Genomic DNA, 18,842 nt, shown 5'->3' with positions numbered 1-18,842 from the left:
AAAGCTACTTTTTTGTGATTTACCGACAACAATTCATGAAATCTTAAATAGTTATAAATAAATCGTATGTCTTTTAAAAGTAAATTATTGGTCTAAAAAACAATTACTTATATAAATTAACGGCATTATTAACTTAAATAAATTTGATTGAATCATAAAGAGGAGTGCTTAGAAACAAAATTAGAAACTACAAATTGAAATACAGAACCCAAAACTCTTTTTATAGGATTTTGTGAACTCCCTAATATTAATTTCCTAGACAAATATCCTGTTGATAGACCAATGACATTATTGAGAATGCTATTTTTAATGACTGGAGAATCTGTTAAATCTGTAAAAGCATTTTTAATTAAATTCATTGGTTTTATGCTCTCATATGTGCAATGAAATTGTTCTTTTAGAGATTCAAATTCATCTGCTTTTTTTGTTTTTAGAGCTAAAATCGTTTGGTCTAAAAGATCGGTTTCGTTTAATTTTTTCATTTTATTTCTGTTTTAGCATTTTTCTAATGATAAAATTGCTCACTGGCATTTTTATCCATTGATCTTTATAATAATACAATACAATAGAAATAATGAGATAGAAAGCGGCTACAATAAAAAAACCATAAAAGAAGTTACCAAGCGTTTCTCCAATCCAAAAAGACAAACCAAAATTAAAGAGTAAAATGAACATAACAAAAACAATAGCAATTGCTAGTCTTGAAATTAATGAGGATAAAACGTCCGAAGATTTATCTATAACATTTAGCTTAGCTAACTCTATAGAAGTGCGGGTGTAATTCTCAGCCTTTTCAAAAAGAATTTCTATTGTTGATGTTGTATTATTGTTCATAATATAAATTAGTTATTTAAATTCTTGATATCTAAATTTTCCAATTCTTTTTTTGTTTTATCAAATTTTGATTTTCCTTCTATATAAAGATCTTGACCTTCTTGTTTTAGAGTTTCATATTTTTTAGAGATAGTATCTAAAGCAGTCTCGTATTTGTCTTTTAAATCATCAGCATAATCATTGCTTTTACGTTTGATTTTTTTTCTAGTTTTTTCGCCTTTATCTGGAGCAAATAAGATTCCCATTATTGCACCTGCTGCAAGTCCACCTAATACTCCTAATATTACTTTATCTGTTTTCATAATAATTTTTTTAATGTTAATTTTTTTAATTTTTAGTTGATTATTTTATAATCTTCTTCCTTGGATTATCCTTAATATTATTGCTATGATTGCAATAACTAATAAAATATGTATTATCGATCCTAAACTGTATGCAAAGAATCCAATTGCCCAAAAAATGATTAAAATGACTGCTAATGTGTAAAGTAGATTGCTCATGATCTTTAGTTTTATTAATTAATATTTGTTTGTTGAGTTTCTGTTTTTATATATAACAAAGGTCATTATTTTACTAAATGGATCTGTTATACAACTTTATTTAAAAGTTACATTATTAACACTTTTTACTTTTTTTGATGCTGTAAAATTTTGAAAAGAGTCACTTTTATTCATTCGGCTATCTGCAATAGCTATTAAAGGGAATTAAGAATTTGGTAAATTTCAACTTCTGTTTTGCCAAGCTTAAGTTTAAGCTTCTCTATCATTTCATTTTCCTTACCTTCCAGAAAAAGAAAATCAGTATCTGTTAGTCCAGCAAATTTTTCTTTTAACTTTGCTTTCTGTGCCTCCCAGGTCTCTTTAATTTTTTCTGATTTATTTTTCATTATATTTAATTTAAAGTATGTTATACAAAGGTGCTCTTGTTTATACTAGAAAGTCTTATATAACTTTTTAAAGAATTTATATGATTTACTTATTTTTGTTTATTTATTTTCGAAAATTGGTTACAATTGAAATAAAAAAATCACATCATTTTTTAAATAGAAAAAGTACTTTGTTGTTAAAATTATTTGGTAGTCGCTAATACCTACGTCATTTGTAATACTTTTTTTTATAATTATATTGTTTAATTAACAGTAAGGGATGCTAATTATGATGTGTTTGTTATCTGTATAACTTCCTTATTTTTTTAAGTCAGTACTTTCCTTTTCCTTTTCTTTTTGAATTTCTTCCAATTTCTTTTCTTCTGCTTTTTTCTTTTTATTAAAATATCCTTTTAGTAGAAAATTATGTTTTGCGGCTTCCATATTCTCACTCAATCCTTTGGAACCTGTTTGTAAGTTTGTAAGTGTTTTTGTTAGACTGTTAGCAAATTTTTCATCGGTAATTAATTTATTCAAAGCACCATTTCCATTATTCATCTTATAAGTAAATTGAGCAAGCTCATCGGTTATTATGCTTGCATTATCAATACTCGTTTTAAGGCTTCTCATAATTTCATCCATTTCAATGGGGTTGATTGACGCTATATTGTCATTATCTTTTACTTTAGTTTTTGAATTTGTACCTGGAGAAATAACAAGCACTTTATCTCCCATCAATCCATCCGAGCCTATACTTGCAATGGCATCTTTTTTTATGAATTTTTGCACGTCTTTTTCTATTAATAATCGAACAACAACTGATGTATCTGTTATTAATTGAATCTCACTAACAGTTCCAACGTTTATACCCGAAAAAAGCACATTATTCCCCACTTCTAAACCACTTACATTTTTAAAATGTGAGTTTAAAATGAATGTAGAGCCAAATAAGTTTTTTTGTTTTCCAACAAAATAAATAGTGGACGTAAAAGCGACCAATCCTATTAATACAAACATTCCTAATTTCCATGTACTTCCTGATTCCTTTTTCATTCTTAAATTCTTAAATTAACTAATTATATAAAAAAGGAACGAACCCATTCGTCCTTACTGTTTTCTAATTCTTCGTAACTGCCTTCAACATGAATTACTCCATCTTTTAATATTGCAATGTTGTCTGCGGTAAGTTTTGCACAAGCCATATCATGGGTGATAATAATTGACGTTGTGTTATTTTTTTTCTTTATCTCTAAAATCAACTCACTAATTTCCCTAGAAGTAATTGTATCTAGTCCAGTAGTGGGTTCATCATAAAGAATAATTTCGGGTTTTAAGATTAGAGTTCGAGCAAGTGCAATTCTTTTTCTCATTCCTCCAGAAAGTTCTGAAGGCATTTTATGAATTGCTTCCGCCAATCCAACACTTTCCAATACATCTATAATTTCCTTTTCTATTTCTTCATCGGTTAAATTTTTCACATGGCGGGTTAATGTAAATGCAAGGTTTTGTTCTACAGTCATAGAATCATATAAGGCTGAATTTTGAAATAAAAAACCAATTCGAACTCTTATTTTATTTAGTTCCTCTGTTTGCAAATCAAGTATTTCTTGACCAAATACTTTTATTTCTCCTTTATCTGCCTGAACTAATCCTACAATGCATTTTATAGTTATTGATTTTCCAGATCCAGATTTTCCTAGAACGACTAAATCCTTGCCTTTGTTAAGTGTAAGGTTAACTCCTTTTAGAACGGAACTATTTTTTCCAAAAGACTTGTGTAGATCTTTTATTTCAATAAGGGGAGTTGCATCTTTTAAGATGACTGGTGTTTCTAAAACTAGGTGCTCTTGTTTCATTCTAAAAAAATAAATCGGTTAATTGAACTGCTAACATGTCTATAATAAAAATAGTTAATGATGCAGTCACGACTGCTGAATTTGCTGCTTTACCCACGCTTTCAGTTCCATTCTCGGCGGTGAACCCTTTGTAACAGCCAATCATTCCAATGAAAAAACCGAAGAAAAAGGTTTTGATTGTTGCAGGAATGATATCAATAAAGGCTAATGAATCGAAAACTTTAGAAACATATCTAAATAGATTTACATCACCATGCATATTGATTCCGATATAACCACCTAATATTCCAATTCCATCTGCGAAGATGACCAACATGGGAATCATAAGTGTAGTTGCTAAAATACGAGTAACAACGAGGTATTTAAAAGGATTAATTGCTGCGACTTCCATAGCATCTATTTGTTCAGTCACTTTCATAGAACCTAGTTCAGCACCAATTCCAGATGAAATTTTACCTGCACAAATTAATGCAGTTATCACAGGAGCAATTTCTCTAATCAATGAAAGTGCCACCATTCCAGGTAACCAAGATTCAGCCCCAAATTTGGCTAGGGTAGGACGTGATTGAAGCGTAAGTACTAAGCCCATTATAAAACCGGTAAGGGCTACTAAGGGCAATGATTTGTATCCAATAATATAACACTGCTTTATAAATTCTTTAAATTCATAAGGGGGAGCTACAGCTTCTTTGAAAAATTTTGATGCAAATTTTGTTACATCACCTACATCACTAAAGAGGTTCTTAAAATAAATAATCAAAATGGTGGGTGTTATTAAGTTTAATGTTTGGTAATTGAAAAATAGTTATGTTTGAATAAATCATACTGTTTAAGACTCTTCAGATTACATTTGATTTTACTAGATAAATATTATAAACGATGAGAGTGAATGTTTAATGATTTCATTTTGTCATGATCATCATTAATTAAAAAATATTGATTGTTTAGCATCGCCTTTTGTTTATAATTAAGGTTGCCTAGATTACTGTATATTGCTTCATAATAACTTTGAATTATAATAGACTCATTTCGTTCACAGGAATATATTATATTGTTTAAATCAGTATTAAAAACAAATTTTGTAAACTTCAACCAAAAGTGATGAAGCAAAGTATTTTTACTTTTTTCTTCAATTGGTGTGCCTCCTAATTTTATAATTTCTTTTCTAAGTTCTTTTTTACATGCTAGACTCGTTTTTTGAAAACTCATAAATGTTTTTTTCAAAAAAGATTCCTTGCTATCTGTCGATGCCCATTTATATCTTTTAATTCTAGCATTATTGATTACTATAAATGAATTTAATACGCTAATTGCTTTTTCATTATCCATTTTTTTAATTTTTAGTTAGAAATTTTATTTTATAAATAAACATAGGCTTAGTTTTCAATTGAAATTATGTATTATGGTCATTTCATTTCAAGTTATTTTATCCGAAAACCAAAATGACCTGGATTAAATCATTACCATTTATTACTATAAAAATTAGTTGTTTGCGAAATATTTTAAAATAAAATCATGTTGCTGATTCAAACTCATTTTATCAGTTTCTTTAATTTCAATTTTCATTTTTAAGAAACGTTCATCCTCACTTAAAACATCAAAGAATTCCATTTTTGCACATGATGGACCAAATAGAATTATTTGTTTATAATTTTTTATTGCGTCACCTATTTTATTGTAATACTCATATAAAACATGTTTTTCTGTGTTTATTAAAACTGTTGCTTTTTTTGAGATTTGTAACTCTTTTTCTTCTATTGAAAATTGTGATTCTATCGTTTTTATTTCAAATGGATTATTTGTAAATTCCATTAAATAAGCAATGGAATGATCCATCCATATACCTAATTTTTTAACTCTTTTCATACCTTTTGCTTTAATTAATTATAGTCTAACTAATACTTTGTAAAAGGTTAAATTTCAGTATTTTAATTGTAAATTGCATTATACAATTTCAACGGAAATTTATATAATTAACGTATGTGTTTCATTGATGAAATAGCAAAAATGGAAGAAATGTTATTTGATTTATAAATAGTTAGTTTGTGCTTGTTATTTTTTTTGCAATTTCAGTAGGTGGCACAACACCTGTGTAAATTTTTGCGTAGGCGGCCGTAAATTCGGCCCCAAAAAACAAAATCATAGAGGAGTAAGAAACCCATAATAAAATTAAAATTACAGACCCCGCTACACCATAAACAGATGCTGGTTCAGCCGTACTAAAGTAGTATGCTAAAATAGTTTTACCAATTGTAAAAAGGATACCAGTAACTATTGATCCTAACCAAACATGTTTCCATTTTATTTTTGCATCGGGTAAAATTTTGAACATTAGAGCAAAAAGTATTGATATAACAGCCAATGAAAATATAAAATTGATGCAATTGAAAAAAAGAACGGAATAATTATAAGTATATATTCCAATCCAATTTCCCATACTAGAAAGCATTGTAGATATAACTAGAGAAATCATCAATAAAAATGCAATAGCTAATATTAATCCAAAGGAAAAAAAACGTGCTTTCAATATTGTAATTATCCCTTTCTTTGGTAATACTTCCACTTTCCATATTAAGTTCAGCGTTTTTTGTAGTTCAACAAAAACTGCTGTGGAACCAATTAGTAACACTATAACACCAACAATTGACCCTAAAAAACTTGATTTCGTTTCAGTAGATTTAGCTAAAATTTGGCTAATTTGAATGGCAGTTTCGGCCCCCATTGTATTAGTAATTTGTTCTAATATATTTTTGTTTACACTTTCTTTTCCAAAGAAATAACCAGCTATAGAAATAATTAAAACTAATAAACCAGGAATACTAAAAATAGCATAATAAGCAATTACAGCACTTTGTCTAAACGGATCTTTTTCATTCCATCCTTCATAAGTTGTTTTCAATAGTTTGCCAGTATGTTTAATATGGAATTCCATGTAGATTCTTTTTTGTAATTGGACTTAAATTGGAATTGTTTTTTAGGGGTTTAATTGATTTAGAACTCCTTTTAAGATATCCTTAAAACGTAAATTTTTGATAGTTTAATTTCAGATAAAAAAAAGGACTGTAGATTAAAACAGTCCTCAATTCAACCAAAAACCAACCAAATCTTTATTTTTTAGACTATTTATTTTAAAAGGTACTTGTTTCCATTATAAGTTGCATTCCCGGATATTGAACACCTGCATTATCCTCTGCAGTTATAAATATTTTCGAAGGCTTGAATGGAGTCACAGTTTCAAAAGAAGCCTTAAGTTTAGAAGATAAAAACTTTGAATCACTTTTTATTTGACCAATATTTTTCACTGAGGAGTCATCAGTCTCCATCCAAACAACATATGCACTTTTTGGAGGCTCAATTCGGTTAACTTCAGCAAGATTTTCCAATTCAATTTTAATCAAGTAATTTTTATTTTCATCTTTTTTTATTTTTACATCTCCACGTGCTGCTGGTACAATGGATGAGGTTTGAAAAGCCACTTTTTTGGCACAAGATGTAAAGGATATTAGTGTCATGAGAGCAAATACACTTAAAAGTATTTTTTTTGAAATTATATTGAATGTAATTTTTTTCATTTTTGTTTATTATTTATGAATGTATTTTTATTTCAAATGGTTGTTACTAATAAAAATATTTTCAATTGTTATGATTGGTTATTTAAGATGTAAATCTTTGAAAGCTTGTATAATTAACTTAAATAGCGTCTTAATATCCAAGCTGTCGTCTCATGTTCTGTCATTAAACCTGTTAAAAAATCGGATGTACCAATATCTTTATTATCTTCTTCAGACTGCTTTATTCCTTTGCGTAGAGCTACAATAACAGTTTCATGGTCATCTAGAAGCTCTTTAATCATTTCTTTTTGTGAAGGATATTTATTAGGTGATTCTTTTAGTTTTGAATGTGCTATAAACTCATTCATTGTACCAATAGTTTTTTCGCCAAGCTTGCTGATACGTTCTGCTACATTATCAATACTTTCTTCTAATTGTTTGTACTGATTTTCAAATAATTTATGAATTTCCATAAAACTTTCACCAGAGACATTCCAATGAAATTTTCTAGTTTTAATATATAATGTCATTTCATCTGCTAAAACGGATGAAAGTAAATCAGTACTGTTTTTTAAATTATTGGCTGTTATTCCTATTTGTGGCTTCATATTATAAATTTAAATTATTACGTAATCATGTAATTTGGATTCTATTATTTTTTGTCACGTACTACAAGTAGTACTCCTCCAACAAGTAGAACAATACCTACAATTGGTGACCATTGTACTGGGTGATTTGTTTCTTTATTGATTTCAATAGGTCCAATATCAACTACTTTTTCTTTAGTAATATAATTGAACCCGTTATAAAAAATCATGATTGCTCCAATTACAATTATAAGAATTCCTATGTTTTTTGATTTCATAACCTGTTTTTTAATATTGATTTCGATTCATTAAATAATAAGACTAATTCTTTCGATTAGTTAAGATTCATCTTTTGTTGTGCGTACTAAGCTTATTCCGGCACTAAAAAACACTATACCTAGTACTCCGTAAATAATTAATGCTTTAACATCATTATTACTACCACCAGTATTTGCAAATACAACAGCTGTATAAATAAGAGCTCCAATTCCAAGCGCTGTAAGTAATGCTCCAAAGATTCTTTTAAGATTCATAATTTTATTTTTTTAAGAATTAATAATTTGTTTATTTATATTTTAAATTCGTTTTAAAATACAAATGCTGTTAAAATGAATATGCATTAGTATAAATTTTTAATCTTATTTGACTTGTTAAATATCTAGTGCTAATTTCTACAACAAAGATAAACGTCTTGTACCCAGTAAGTTTTACATTATTTTAAATAATACTTTCATCTTTCACACATTTAGAGGTGCTACTATTCCTTTTAAGTAAAGAAAAAGTGCTGTTTATCAGTTGATAAACAGCACTTTTAGTAGTTAAATAACCAAATGTTTATTGGGGTAATACAACTGTATTCATTTGAAGTGTAACAGCAGTTTGAGCAAGCATTCTTCCGTTAATGGAGGCTCCTGTTTTTAAATTAATACCAGTTTGGCTTAATATATTTCCTTCAAAATGGCTAGTTGTTCCTAGAGTAACTGCACCAGCCGTCTGCCAGAAAATGTTTTTGGCTTGTGCACCTCCAGCTAAAGTAATTCTAACAGCTGAACTCATATTAAGATTTCCTGCAACTTGAAAAATCCAAACATCAGTTGGACTACCTGAGATTGTAATATCAGTTGGGATGTTTAATGTACTTGTCCATGTATATAAACCTGGTGTAAGTGTTTTTCCACCTATACTTCCAGCTCCTAAATTTAGAAAATCGGGATTAATACGACCCGCGGCATTCGTATACGCCGTTTCCATATCACCTACAGCTGTTGTTAATCTGGTTGCATCGGTTATCTTGCATGCAGGACCTGCAGCGTCAACTGAATAAACAGTTCCGGTTACTTCATCACATTTTAAAAGAATAGCCGCTCCTGTAATTGGACTTGCTCCTACATCACCAGTGACCGCGGATTTATAGACATCGGTAATACCTGTTTTTGAGAGTATAGCAAAATTTCCTGCAACACCAAGATTTATTGTTTCTAATGTAGCGCTGTTTGTCAAATTTGAGGTTGACTTGTCAGTTGAAGGTATTGGTGTAGTTTTAAAAATTGAATTTGCAACAACAGCTGTGCCTGAATCCGTATCAGTACTACAGCTCGTCATTAATCCAACTAAAAGCACTGCCAAAACAGGAAACATTTTTACTATTTTCATAATTTTATTTTTGAAATGTGACTTATTTATCACATTCCAAAATTCAGTTATTTATATGCTAATTAGTTGCTGTATTGTCTTTAAATGTTGTGAAATTCAAATGTTTGAATGGTTATGGGTGTTTTTAAGATAAAAGTGCAATGCTCCTCTAATGATGAACATTGCTCTTTTATCTTAAAAGGAATAGTATTAAATTACATTCTGGCCATATACCAGTTTAATTCTTTTTCAATTCTTTCAAAATGGAAAAAGGCTGTAATGTTTTTTTGAAGGCGCAAAAAAGCAGTTTCGCTTTTTACAACATAATCAAATGCCTTATGGTGCATACAGCTAATGGCTACATCAATTTTATCTTGAGATGATAACATTACTACTGGAATATCAGGATTAAATTCTTTTATTTTATCCAATGTTTCAATGCCATTCATAGCATTTTTATCAATTCCATCCAGATGGTAATCAAGAATAATTACGTCAGGTTTCTTTTCTAAATTGGCAATGCATAGCTCACCAGTTGCAAAAGTTTCAACAATAAAATCAGTGTGATGAAGAAATTCTATTTCTAATGATTTTAAGAAAACGGCATCATCATCTACTAAAAAGAGTTTTATTTTGTTATCGTTTTTCATTAGTTACTATTTTTTATATTATTAAATTCTATTTCTAATTCTTTACAAGATAAGGTACAAATGGTTTCTAGCTCTAAAACCAAATGTCCTATTTCTTCTATATTTTCATGTTCAAGAGCACTATCTTGAACTTTTTTTGCCATATCTTCATACTTTGGGCTTATTCCCATTATTGAAAAGGACGGGATCATCTTATGTACAGAAGCTTTTAACAGTTGCCAGTCTTTGTCTTTTAAGCTTTCTCTCATGGCAGTTATTAATGGGGGTGTTTGCTGTAAATAAGCATCTATCATTGCCATCATTAATTCTGGATTCGATTTAGTCCTAGTTTTCAAATATTCCAAATCAATACTTTTTTGGATATCTTTTGGTACTAATTCATCTGATTTTAAAGAGGAATTTTTTTTTACAATACTTACAATTTTGCTATATAATAATCGTTCATCTACTGGTTTTGCAATGTAATCATTCATTCCTACTGCCATGCATTTGGCTAAATCTACAGTGGTAACATCAGCAGTTAAAGCAACAATTGGTATTTGTGAATTCATTGTTTTTCTAATGTATTCAGTTGTCTCAAATCCATTCATTATGGGCATTTGTAGATCCATTAAGATAATGTCATAGGAGTTATTTTGCAATTTTTCAATGGCGATTTTTCCGTTTTCGGCTATATCTCTTTCAAAACCAAAATCATCCAACAAGGTTTTCATTAACAACTGATTCAATGCAATATCTTCAACTACTAATACTTTTATATTATTAATTTCAGTATCCAATTCAAGAAATTCGTTATTTACTTCTGCGTCAAGGTTTGTTTTTTGAAAGTCTAATCTAAAACTAAATGTAGTTCCTACATTAACTTCGCTTACTACATTTATAGTTCCTCCTTGAGGTTCTACTAATTGTTTTACAATGGCAAGTCCTAATCCGGTACCACCATAAATTCGGGATGTTCCACTTGTTGCTTGCTGGAAATTGTCAAATACGGTTGCGATTTTTTCTTTAGAAATTCCAATTCCCGTATCTGTAACTGCAAATTCGATAGTTATATTTTCTTCATCTTCATCAATTAGATTCACATTAACTGTGATTTTTCCTTTTGAAGTAAATTTTACCGCATTACTTACTAAATTTAAAATGATTTGATGCAAACGTACTGGATCACCAATTACAATTGGTGGAATGTTTGGGTCATATTCCTTTACTAATTTTAAATTTTTCTCTTGAATTTTTGTTTCAAAAAGATGAAGCATAGAAGAAATTGAAGACTTTAATTTGAATGGTATTTTTTCAAAAGTCATTTTACCTGCATCTACTTTTGCTAAATCAAGAATGTCATTTATAAGAACAATAAGTGCATCACCACTCATTTTTATGGCTGTCAAATATTCCTTTTGTTTTGCTGACAAATCCGTTTTAAGAACTACTTTCGTAAAGCCGATAATGGCATTCATGGGAGTCCTGATTTCATGACTCATATTTGATAAAAACTGTTGTTTTGCCTTTACCGCATTTTCAGCAATTAATGTTGAAAGTTCAGCATTTCTTTTTTCTTCCTCGGCAATTCCTGTAGCTAACTCAGCAAATACTTTGGCTTCAATTAGTTCCGTTTCAATTCTTTTTTGATCCGTAATATCCCTAGCTACTACAACAACACCAAGTACATTTCCTAATTCGTTTTTATAAACGGAACCATTAAATAAAACATCTGTCAATTTTCCTCCTTTGCGACGAAGTGTCAATGGAGAATCGGCAACGGATCCTTTTGCGAAAATTTCTTGATATACTTCTCGAGCCTTTTGTGGTTCTGTGAAATAATCCAAGAAATCAGTACCAATTAGTTTTTCACGATCGATGCCCGTAATTTTCACGGTGGCTTCATTCATATCAGTAATCTTACCTTCTATGTTTATTGTTACCAATGGATCACGACTGGCTTCAATTAAACTCAGAGAATATTGTGATGCTAATTTAGCAGAATCACTAAGGGATTTGAGTTCCTCGTTTACAATATCTTGTTTTTCTTTTTCTTTATTCTGAAAATCTAGTTCAATGCCAGCAATCACTAATTCTGCAGCTCTTTTCTCTTTTTCATCATTTTGAAAAATTAACTCTTTATTGGCCAAATATAATTCAGCTGCTCGTTTTTCTTTTTCATTATTTTGAAACAAAAGTTCCTCGTTTGCAATGATTAATTCATTGGCTCTTTTTTCTTTCTCTTCATTTTGAAAAGCAAGTTCTCTATTAGCAATTCGTAAATCCAAGGCCCACTTTTGCTCAGCAATATCTCTCGCTACAATTACAATTCCTAATACAGCTCCTTTATCATCTTTATAAACAGATCCATTAAACAAGACGTCAGTCAACTTTCCGTTTTTATGTCGAATTGTTAATGGGGAATCAGCTACTGAACCTTTAGCGAATACTTCTTGATATACTTCTTGAGCCATTTTTGGTTCTGTGAAATAATCTAAAAAATCGGAGCCAATTAATATTTCACGACTAACTCCAGTTATTTTAACGGTTGCTTCATTCATATCAGTAATCTTTCCATTGATATTTATTGTTACCAATGGATCTTTACTCGCTTCAATGAGGCTAAGTGAATAATTAGATAGTAACTTTTGTGATGTTGTAAATGTTTCTAATTCTTGATTTCTAATTTTTAAATTCTTGACTATTATAAAAACGAGGGTAAATATGACTAAGATTAATAATAATAGTAAGAAAAATAGCATTTCAGAATTCTGACGGCTATTTTCATTTTCTATTTTTCTTAGTTTTAAAGAATTATATTCATCATAATTAATGTCTGATATAATATCCTTTATTTCATCAGTAATTATTTTACCATTTTTAAGAATCGTAATTTTCTCATCGTCATTTAATAAGTTTATATTTCTGTCATCAATTAATTTTTTCAATAAAATTAACTTTTCAGATGTTTTTGACTTTAAGGAATTAACTTGTGATTGTTGTTTTGGATTGTTTTGAGTAAGTATTGACAAAGCTGATAAATTCCTATTCATGGCTTTTACAGCATTGTTGAAAGTTTCTAAGAAAAGGCTATTTTCAGAAATTATATATCCTCTTACGCCAGTTTCGATATCAAGAATATCTAGAAGTACATTATCGTTTTTCCGTAATATTTCCTGTGCTAAGTCAGTGGAGTCACTTGTAGATTTTACTTTTAGATTGTTATAATAAAAAACTGCCAAAACCATTGCTAGTATAATAGCTATAAGAATGGAGTAGAGTTGAAATCTTTTTTCTGAAATTAATTTCATGATGGTTTGGCAACTTTAATTGATGCTATTTGTAATAGTGTTATTTTTAATTCCTACTTCTTCAATTGGGCAACGTCTTTTATCTTTCATGTTTTTAAAGTGAGAAGGGGTAAGCCCAGTGACTTTTTTAAACTGACTGGATAGATGCGCAACACTACTGTATCCCATTTTCCATGCTATTTCAGTGATATTATGTTCTCCATAAATAATTAGTTCCTTAACGCGTTCTGTTTTATGAGAAATGATAAAATGTTCAATAGTTGTTCCTTGAACTTCTGAAAATAAATTAGACAAATAGGTATAGTCGTGATTTAATTTATCACTTAAATAATTAGAAAAGTTTACCTTAATAATTTCATCAGAATGGTGAACCATTTGAATAATTACATTTTTTATTTTTTCTATTAGCATCGATTTTTTATCATCCATTAATTCAAAACCCGAATTAAGTAGACCAGCTTTTAATAGTTCGCGTTGTTCCATTGTGATATTTTCCATCACGTCAACTTCTCCTAAATCAACAAGAATAAAGTGCAATCCAAGTTTTTTCAACTCTTCTTTTACTGCCATTTTACAGCGATTGCTGACCATGTATTTGATATATAATTTCAAATTTTTTAATTTTAAACTAATGAGTAAATTTTACGCTATTTTATTAAAAAAACTTATATAATAGTAAAAATAAGTTGTATAATTCACTGATTTTTAATGCTAAATAATTTCAATGATTGTAAGGTACGAACAAAGGTGTGTAAATTGTATTTGTAAATAGTAATTTTAATAGAAATTAAATAAGATAAGGGTCAAGTATGTTTCAGTAGCAATTGCTATACCTGAAACATACTTGACCCTTATTTTCCGATAATACGGTATTATTTTATAAAGAAGTTAACTCTTTAGCTGTGACATATTTTCTGTTAATTTTATTATTTGATGATTCAATAAGGGATGTTTTATTATAGGCGGTAAAATTCCCTAATTGACTACTAAATACATTGTAATCTCCTTTTATATTAAACCGTATGGATGCGATATCAGTATTTTTTAGTTTTTCCATTTCTGAATTTGAAAATGAATAATACCCAATTATTGTATTACCATTAACCTCTGAATTCCCTTTGTCTAAACAAGTAATAATGGTATTATCAGTTAAATAAACATAAATAGTTCCTGCAATAATAAATTTGGGATTTGTAGTCTCAACTGCTAATTTGAGGATTCCATTGGTATCCGTTTTTGCAATTTGTACATTTACAAACCCTGTCAAGGCGTAGTTTTCACAGATAAAATTCCATTGACTAGTTGCTTTGTAGCCTTTATGACCGTTAAAAGACATTAATTCTTGACTTGAAACTGTAAATGAAACTAATAATAATAGAACGAGAAGTTTGTTATTCATTGCTTATTGTAAATAGGGATTAATTAAGTATTATTTTCTTTCAAATAAGTCTACCCAATCCATTGATTTTATTGCTGAAATTTTGTTTTCCTCATTCATATAAACTCGAAGTTCTTTATTCGCCACTTTTTTAGTATATAATGCTTTGTAACGAAAAATGGTAGTGCTTTTATTTATGTCTTTGTATATTTCCATTAACTGTAAATCTTTAAAATCACCATACCATTGTCTGTATTTTGTACATGTTTTAGACAGCTTTTCTAATGTAATATTATTTATTACTGATCTAGTTGCTTCACTTTCAGTAAAAGGTTTAAATTTTGATGTGTTGCAAGTCATTAATATGCGTTTTCCCAAATTATAGGCTCTGTCTTTTTGAAAAGTAGAGACTTCATTAATTGCTAATTTTACCGTAGTGACTTCTTCTACAATAGGTGTGTCTATTTTTTTTGATTTACATCCGGCTAATACAATAATACTTAAGATTAGAATTATTTTTTTCATTTATTGTCTTTTAATTTTTAGTAATAGGTTAGGGTCTGGGCAGTTTTCTAAATAAAAGGGTAAATCCTTTTTACTGCAAACACCAGGATAATCACCAAGATTATTGGCAATATTTTTTATAACTTGAAAATGTAAATGCGGGGAATAGTCTCCATTTACACTAGCATCTCCTAATGTGCCTATGGCTTGTCCTTTTTTGAAAAACGCACCAATTTTTAGATCTTCTAAACTTTCTAACGATAAATGACCGTATAAAGTATAAAAAACTTGATTTTCGATTTCATGTTCTAAAATAATTGTTGGACCATAATCTCCCAAGTCAGCATTGTTTTTAAAACTATGTACTTTTCCATCTAATGCTGCCAATATAGGTGTTCCTGCTTTTATCCATAAATCTAGGCCAATATGCATATTGCGCTCTGCTGTTGTGTCATCTTTAAATATGATACTTCGCTTATAAAGGTTTCTTTCTTCATTGTATCCACCATAAGCTACTTTTGAGTTATTTGTAGATAAGTAGTGCTCAATGTATTTTTCGAAAGCAACAGTATTTCCAATTGATTCTTCAGCTAATTGAATATTAGAAACAGATAAATCTAAAGGGATATATTGATTACTAGTAATAGAATCAGGAATTACTTTTACGTCTTGCGTTTGATATAGTAATTTTTCTAAAAGGGTCATTTAAGAGCTTTTTATTATGAGGTTTAAAATAAATTAAAAAAAGCCAACATAAAAAATTTACGTTGGCTTTATAACTTTTATTTAAGACTAAGTATCTTATTTCTTGATTTCAACTTTAGCATCACCACCACCAACTGTAACATTGGTTTCGCTTGCCCCGTCTTTTGTACTTACGTCTACACCATCAGTTCCTACACTTATTGAAGTTCCATCAGGATTTGTTTCTTCTGGTTCTGCTGCTGGAGTAGTTACTTCCACAGTTGTTTCGGAAGGTTGTGGTGTTTCTTCTTTCTTTTTACAAGATATAAATACCATAATTGAAAGCATTCCTACGAGCAGTGTTATTTTTTTCATTTTCATTTTTTTAGATTTGTGACTAATTTATTGATTCACAATATACTATTTTTATTTTTATAAAAAAAATCCCAATCGGTACTAAATTGGGATTTTAGATTTTGTTTAATATAAACTTGGAAATTTCGAAGGATTTACTTCGTTCATCATAGCATATACTTTTTCAAAAATATCTTCTGCAGAAGGTTTTGAGAAATAATCTCCATCTGTTCCATAGGAAGGTCTGTGTGCTTTTGCAGTTAATGTTTGTGGCTTACTGTCTAAATAATTATAACCATCTTGTTGTTCAATAATTTGTTGTAAAATATATGCTGATGCACCACCAGGGACATCTTCATCAATTACTAAAAGGCGATTGGTTTTGCCAATACTTTTTACAAGATCGTGATTGATATCAAAAGGTAATAATGACTGTATGTCAATCACTTCACAGTCAATTCCTAATTCCAAAAGTTCATTGGCCGCTTGTTCTACTAATCGTAAAGTGGATCCATAAGAAACTAATGTGATATCACTACCGTTTTTTATGGTTTCAACCACTCCGATAGGAGTTTTAAATTCTCCATAATTCAATGGCATTTTTTCTTTTAAGCGGTATCCATTTAAGCATTCTATTACTAATGCAGGTTCATCACATTCTAGTAATGAATTATAAAAACCAGCTGCTTTTGTCATATTTCTAGGAACTAATACATGAATTCCTCTAACAGCATTAATGATCATTCCCATAGGAGAACCAGAATGCCATATGCCTTCTAATCGATGTCCACGAGTACGAATTATTAAAGGTGCTTTTTGTTTTCCTACCGTTCTGTATTGTAATGTAGCTAGATCGTCACTCATGATTTGGATCGCATACAATAAGTAATCTAAATATTGTATTTCGGCAATAGGTCTTAAACCTCTTAATGCCATACCAATTCCTTGTCCTATTATTGTAGCTTCACGAATACCAACATCGGCAACGCGTAATTCACCATATTTCTCTTGCATTCCCTCTAAACCTTGGTTTACATCACCAATAGCCCCTGAGTCTTCACCAAATATTAAAACTTCAGGATATTTTGTAAAAATTGCATCAAAGTTATCACGTAAAATCATTCTACCATCCGTTTCTTCTTTTATACTTTCAGAATATTTAGGCAAAACTTCTTTGGCAGAAAAAACATTTGAATCAGATTCTGAATATAAGTGACTGCTAAATTTATATTGATTTTTCTTGGTGTAGCTCGTGATCCAATTGGATAATTCGGCTTTTCCTTTTTCATTAAAGATTAAACGCAATGTTTTGCGAGCAGCAATTAGGATTTCCTTTTTCAAAGGATCCTTAATTGTATTTAAATTTGTTGAATGTTTTAAGATAGCAACTTTATGTATGCTTGTTTCTGCTATTTTATTTAGTAAGGCAACTAATTCTTTTTGTTCCGCTACAATAGGCTGTATAAATGTTGTCCATGCCGCTTTTTTACCTTCAAGAACTTCTTTTTTGGCATTGGCGTCAATAGCATCAAGTTCTTCTGGCGATGCAATATTGATTGCAATCATCCATAATCTCATTTGACGAATACAGTCATAATCCTTTTCCCAGGCTAGGCGATCCGCATCTTTATATCGTTCATGAGAACCGGAACTAGAATGACCTTGTGGTTGCGTTAATTCATTAACATGAATTAAAATCGGAATGTGTTTTTCACGAGCAATAGCTGAAGCTTTTTCATAAGTCGCAATAAGATCAGAATAATCCCATCCTTTTACTCTTAAAATTTCATAACCTTTATCGTCTTTATCTCTTTGATATCCTTTTAAAATTTCCGAGATATTTTCTTTAGTTGTTTGATGTCTGGCATGAACTGAAATTCCATATTCATCATCCCAAACACTTACAATCATTGGTACTTGTAAAACTCCAGCCGCATTTATAGTTTCAAAAAATAGGCCTTCAGATGTACTAGCATTTCCGATTGTTCCCCATGCAACTTCATTTCCGTCAATCGAAAAATTTTCTTTATTTGGAATTCCAGGTACTTGTCTATAAATTTTAGAAGCTTGGGCAAGACCTAATAGACGAGGCATTTGCCCTGCTGTAGGTGATATGTCCGCACTAGAATTTTTTTGTTTTGTTAAATTTTTCCAAGAACCATCTTCATTCAAACTATGAGTGACAAAATGGCCTCCCATTTGTCTCCCAGCAGACATAGGTTCTTGTTCAATATTAGTATTGCCATATAATCCGGCAAAAAATTGTTCTACAGTCAATTGACCTATCGCCATCATAAAAGTTTGATCGCGATAATATCCAGAACGAAAGTCACCATTTTTAAAAAATTTCGCCATGGCTAGTTGTGGAACTTCTTTTCCATCACCAAAAATCCCAAATTTAGCCTTTCCAGTCAACACTTCTCTACGACCTAACAAGCTACATTCCCTACTTATTATAGCGATCTTGTAATCGTTTAATACTTCAGTTTTGAAATCTTCGAATGTTAATGTAGAATTAGTTTTTTCTTTTATCATAATTGAAAAGGGTTACTTAGCGGGACAAATTTACTTAAAAACTGGCGATTATCATAATTCATTGAAATAAATATAATTTAATTATTAACAAATAAAAACGTTTATACCGAAAAAAATATTAA

24 protein-coding genes are annotated in these 18,842 nt (G+C 29.8%); all 24 read right to left on the bottom strand.

The window, feature by feature from the left end; translation table 11 throughout:
- Positions 1–152 precede the first annotated feature (152 nt).
- Positions 153–482 (bottom strand): hypothetical protein, encoded by a 330-nt coding sequence (locus tag AB3G36_RS13630; protein ID WP_367753642.1) that lies wholly within the window; start codon positions 480–482, stop codon positions 153–155.
- Between the two features lies 1 nt (position 483).
- The gene (locus AB3G36_RS13625) at positions 484–834 is read right to left on the bottom strand and encodes a hypothetical protein (RefSeq protein ID WP_367753640.1); all 351 of its coding nucleotides are present in this window, start codon (positions 832–834) and stop codon (positions 484–486) included.
- 8 nt (positions 835–842) lie between these two features.
- Positions 843–1,136 (bottom strand): YtxH domain-containing protein, encoded by a 294-nt coding sequence (locus AB3G36_RS13620; RefSeq protein WP_367753638.1) that lies wholly within the window; start codon positions 1,134–1,136, stop codon positions 843–845.
- A 45-nt stretch (positions 1,137–1,181) separates the two neighbouring features.
- Complete coding sequence (locus AB3G36_RS13615; protein WP_367753636.1) at positions 1,182–1,334, bottom strand: lmo0937 family membrane protein; 153 nt, start codon at positions 1,332–1,334, stop codon at positions 1,182–1,184.
- Between the two features lie 194 nt (positions 1,335–1,528).
- Positions 1,529–1,720, bottom strand: coding sequence for a hypothetical protein (locus AB3G36_RS13610; protein ID WP_367753634.1), 192 nt, complete (start codon positions 1,718–1,720; stop codon positions 1,529–1,531).
- Between the two features lie 297 nt (positions 1,721–2,017).
- Positions 2,018–2,752, bottom strand: coding sequence for an MlaD family protein (locus tag AB3G36_RS13605; protein WP_367753632.1), 735 nt, complete (start codon positions 2,750–2,752; stop codon positions 2,018–2,020).
- 23 nt (positions 2,753–2,775) lie between these two features.
- Complete coding sequence (locus AB3G36_RS13600; RefSeq protein WP_367753630.1) at positions 2,776–3,555, bottom strand: ABC transporter ATP-binding protein; 780 nt, start codon at positions 3,553–3,555, stop codon at positions 2,776–2,778.
- Position 3,556: 1 nt separating this feature from the next.
- Entirely contained in the window at positions 3,557–4,315 is a 759-nt protein-coding gene (locus AB3G36_RS13595; protein WP_367753628.1) for an MlaE family ABC transporter permease, read from the bottom strand.
- A gap of 110 nt (positions 4,316–4,425) precedes the next feature.
- Positions 4,426–4,884, bottom strand: coding sequence for a PA2169 family four-helix-bundle protein (locus AB3G36_RS13590; RefSeq protein WP_367753626.1), 459 nt, complete (start codon positions 4,882–4,884; stop codon positions 4,426–4,428).
- Between the two features lie 153 nt (positions 4,885–5,037).
- Positions 5,038–5,421 carry a hypothetical protein gene (locus AB3G36_RS13585; RefSeq protein ID WP_367753624.1) on the bottom strand — a complete coding sequence of 128 codons (384 nt, stop codon included), beginning with the start codon at positions 5,419–5,421 and terminating at the stop codon, positions 5,038–5,040.
- A 172-nt stretch (positions 5,422–5,593) separates the two neighbouring features.
- Entirely contained in the window at positions 5,594–6,487 is an 894-nt protein-coding gene (locus AB3G36_RS13580; protein ID WP_367753622.1) for a YihY/virulence factor BrkB family protein, read from the bottom strand.
- 196 nt (positions 6,488–6,683) lie between these two features.
- Positions 6,684–7,127, bottom strand: coding sequence for a hypothetical protein (locus AB3G36_RS13575; RefSeq protein WP_367753620.1), 444 nt, complete (start codon positions 7,125–7,127; stop codon positions 6,684–6,686).
- Positions 7,128–7,240: 113 nt separating this feature from the next.
- Positions 7,241–7,714, bottom strand: a complete 474-nt coding sequence (locus AB3G36_RS13570) for a Dps family protein (RefSeq protein WP_367753618.1) — start codon at positions 7,712–7,714, stop codon at positions 7,241–7,243.
- 44 nt (positions 7,715–7,758) lie between these two features.
- Positions 7,759–7,971: a hypothetical protein gene (locus AB3G36_RS13565; RefSeq protein WP_367753616.1), complete on the bottom strand. Its 213-nt coding sequence runs from the start codon at positions 7,969–7,971 to the stop codon at positions 7,759–7,761.
- A gap of 60 nt (positions 7,972–8,031) precedes the next feature.
- On the bottom strand, positions 8,032–8,226 hold the full coding sequence (locus AB3G36_RS13560; protein WP_367753614.1) for a hypothetical protein: 195 nt from the start codon (positions 8,224–8,226) through the stop codon (positions 8,032–8,034).
- Between the two features lie 301 nt (positions 8,227–8,527).
- Complete coding sequence (locus AB3G36_RS13555; protein WP_367753612.1) at positions 8,528–9,346, bottom strand: ice-binding protein; 819 nt, start codon at positions 9,344–9,346, stop codon at positions 8,528–8,530.
- A gap of 194 nt (positions 9,347–9,540) precedes the next feature.
- Positions 9,541–9,975 carry a response regulator gene (locus tag AB3G36_RS13550; protein ID WP_367753610.1) on the bottom strand — a complete coding sequence of 145 codons (435 nt, stop codon included), beginning with the start codon at positions 9,973–9,975 and terminating at the stop codon, positions 9,541–9,543.
- A complete protein-coding gene (locus tag AB3G36_RS13545) occupies positions 9,975–13,265 on the bottom strand; it encodes a PAS domain S-box protein (protein ID WP_367753608.1) in 3,291 nt (1,096 codons plus the stop codon). The genes AB3G36_RS13550 and AB3G36_RS13545 overlap by 1 nt, the downstream gene beginning before the upstream one ends.
- Before the next feature lie 15 nt (positions 13,266–13,280).
- Complete coding sequence (locus AB3G36_RS13540) at positions 13,281–13,856, bottom strand: helix-turn-helix domain-containing protein (RefSeq protein WP_367757943.1); 576 nt, start codon at positions 13,854–13,856, stop codon at positions 13,281–13,283.
- Positions 13,857–14,142: 286 nt separating this feature from the next.
- Positions 14,143–14,664, bottom strand: a complete 522-nt coding sequence (locus tag AB3G36_RS13535; protein WP_367753606.1) for a hypothetical protein — start codon at positions 14,662–14,664, stop codon at positions 14,143–14,145.
- 30 nt (positions 14,665–14,694) lie between these two features.
- Positions 14,695–15,168: a hypothetical protein gene (locus AB3G36_RS13530; protein WP_367753604.1), complete on the bottom strand. Its 474-nt coding sequence runs from the start codon at positions 15,166–15,168 to the stop codon at positions 14,695–14,697.
- Positions 15,169–15,852: a peptidoglycan DD-metalloendopeptidase family protein gene (locus tag AB3G36_RS13525; RefSeq protein WP_367753602.1), complete on the bottom strand. Its 684-nt coding sequence runs from the start codon at positions 15,850–15,852 to the stop codon at positions 15,169–15,171.
- Between the two features lie 96 nt (positions 15,853–15,948).
- The gene (locus AB3G36_RS13520; protein ID WP_367753600.1) at positions 15,949–16,206 is read right to left on the bottom strand and encodes a hypothetical protein; all 258 of its coding nucleotides are present in this window, start codon (positions 16,204–16,206) and stop codon (positions 15,949–15,951) included.
- Positions 16,207–16,311: 105 nt separating this feature from the next.
- A complete protein-coding gene (locus AB3G36_RS13515; protein WP_367753598.1) occupies positions 16,312–18,720 on the bottom strand; it encodes a thiamine pyrophosphate-dependent enzyme in 2,409 nt (802 codons plus the stop codon).
- Positions 18,721–18,842 lie beyond the last annotated feature (122 nt).

Source organism: Flavobacterium sp. WC2430, from assembly GCF_040822075.1.
In the GTDB taxonomy this organism is placed as follows: domain Bacteria; phylum Bacteroidota; class Bacteroidia; order Flavobacteriales; family Flavobacteriaceae; genus Flavobacterium.
This window is presented reverse-complemented; position numbering and strand designations above follow the sequence as displayed.

Bases quoted from the DNA above. Each gene is read 5' to 3' on its own strand.
- AB3G36_RS13615 (WP_367753636.1), bottom strand. From the start codon at position 1,334: ATGAGCAATCTACTTTACACATTAGCAGTCATTTTAATCATTTTTTGG.
- AB3G36_RS13610 (WP_367753634.1), bottom strand. From the start codon at position 1,720: ATGAAAAATAAATCAGAAAAAATTAAAGAGACCTGGGAGGCACAGAAA.
- AB3G36_RS13620 (WP_367753638.1), bottom strand. From the start codon at position 1,136: ATGAAAACAGATAAAGTAATATTAGGAGTATTAGGTGGACTTGCAGCA.
- AB3G36_RS13535 (WP_367753606.1), bottom strand. From the start codon at position 14,664: ATGAATAACAAACTTCTCGTTCTATTATTATTAGTTTCATTTACAGTT.
- AB3G36_RS13605 (WP_367753632.1), bottom strand. From the start codon at position 2,752: ATGAAAAAGGAATCAGGAAGTACATGGAAATTAGGAATGTTTGTATTA.
- AB3G36_RS13565 (WP_367753616.1), bottom strand. From the start codon at position 7,971: ATGAAATCAAAAAACATAGGAATTCTTATAATTGTAATTGGAGCAATC.
- AB3G36_RS13570 (WP_367753618.1), bottom strand. From the start codon at position 7,714: ATGAAGCCACAAATAGGAATAACAGCCAATAATTTAAAAAACAGTACT.
- AB3G36_RS13555 (WP_367753612.1), bottom strand. From the start codon at position 9,346: ATGAAAATAGTAAAAATGTTTCCTGTTTTGGCAGTGCTTTTAGTTGGA.
- AB3G36_RS13590 (WP_367753626.1), bottom strand. From the start codon at position 4,884: ATGGATAATGAAAAAGCAATTAGCGTATTAAATTCATTTATAGTAATC.
- AB3G36_RS13575 (WP_367753620.1), bottom strand. From the start codon at position 7,127: ATGAAAAAAATTACATTCAATATAATTTCAAAAAAAATACTTTTAAGT.
- AB3G36_RS13580 (WP_367753622.1), bottom strand. From the start codon at position 6,487: ATGGAATTCCATATTAAACATACTGGCAAACTATTGAAAACAACTTAT.
- AB3G36_RS13585 (WP_367753624.1), bottom strand. From the start codon at position 5,421: ATGAAAAGAGTTAAAAAATTAGGTATATGGATGGATCATTCCATTGCT.
- AB3G36_RS13630 (WP_367753642.1), bottom strand. From the start codon at position 482: ATGAAAAAATTAAACGAAACCGATCTTTTAGACCAAACGATTTTAGCT.
- AB3G36_RS13520 (WP_367753600.1), bottom strand. From the start codon at position 16,206: ATGAAAAAAATAACACTGCTCGTAGGAATGCTTTCAATTATGGTATTT.
- AB3G36_RS13530 (WP_367753604.1), bottom strand. From the start codon at position 15,168: ATGAAAAAAATAATTCTAATCTTAAGTATTATTGTATTAGCCGGATGT.
- AB3G36_RS13550 (WP_367753610.1), bottom strand. From the start codon at position 9,975: ATGAAAAACGATAACAAAATAAAACTCTTTTTAGTAGATGATGATGCC.
- AB3G36_RS13560 (WP_367753614.1), bottom strand. From the start codon at position 8,226: ATGAATCTTAAAAGAATCTTTGGAGCATTACTTACAGCGCTTGGAATT.
- AB3G36_RS13545 (WP_367753608.1), bottom strand. From the start codon at position 13,265: ATGAAATTAATTTCAGAAAAAAGATTTCAACTCTACTCCATTCTTATA.
- AB3G36_RS13515 (WP_367753598.1), bottom strand. From the start codon at position 18,720: ATGATAAAAGAAAAAACTAATTCTACATTAACATTCGAAGATTTCAAA.
- AB3G36_RS13600 (WP_367753630.1), bottom strand. From the start codon at position 3,555: ATGAAACAAGAGCACCTAGTTTTAGAAACACCAGTCATCTTAAAAGAT.
- AB3G36_RS13525 (WP_367753602.1), bottom strand. From the start codon at position 15,852: ATGACCCTTTTAGAAAAATTACTATATCAAACGCAAGACGTAAAAGTA.
- AB3G36_RS13625 (WP_367753640.1), bottom strand. From the start codon at position 834: ATGAACAATAATACAACATCAACAATAGAAATTCTTTTTGAAAAGGCT.
- AB3G36_RS13540 (WP_367757943.1), bottom strand. From the start codon at position 13,856: ATGGTCAGCAATCGCTGTAAAATGGCAGTAAAAGAAGAGTTGAAAAAA.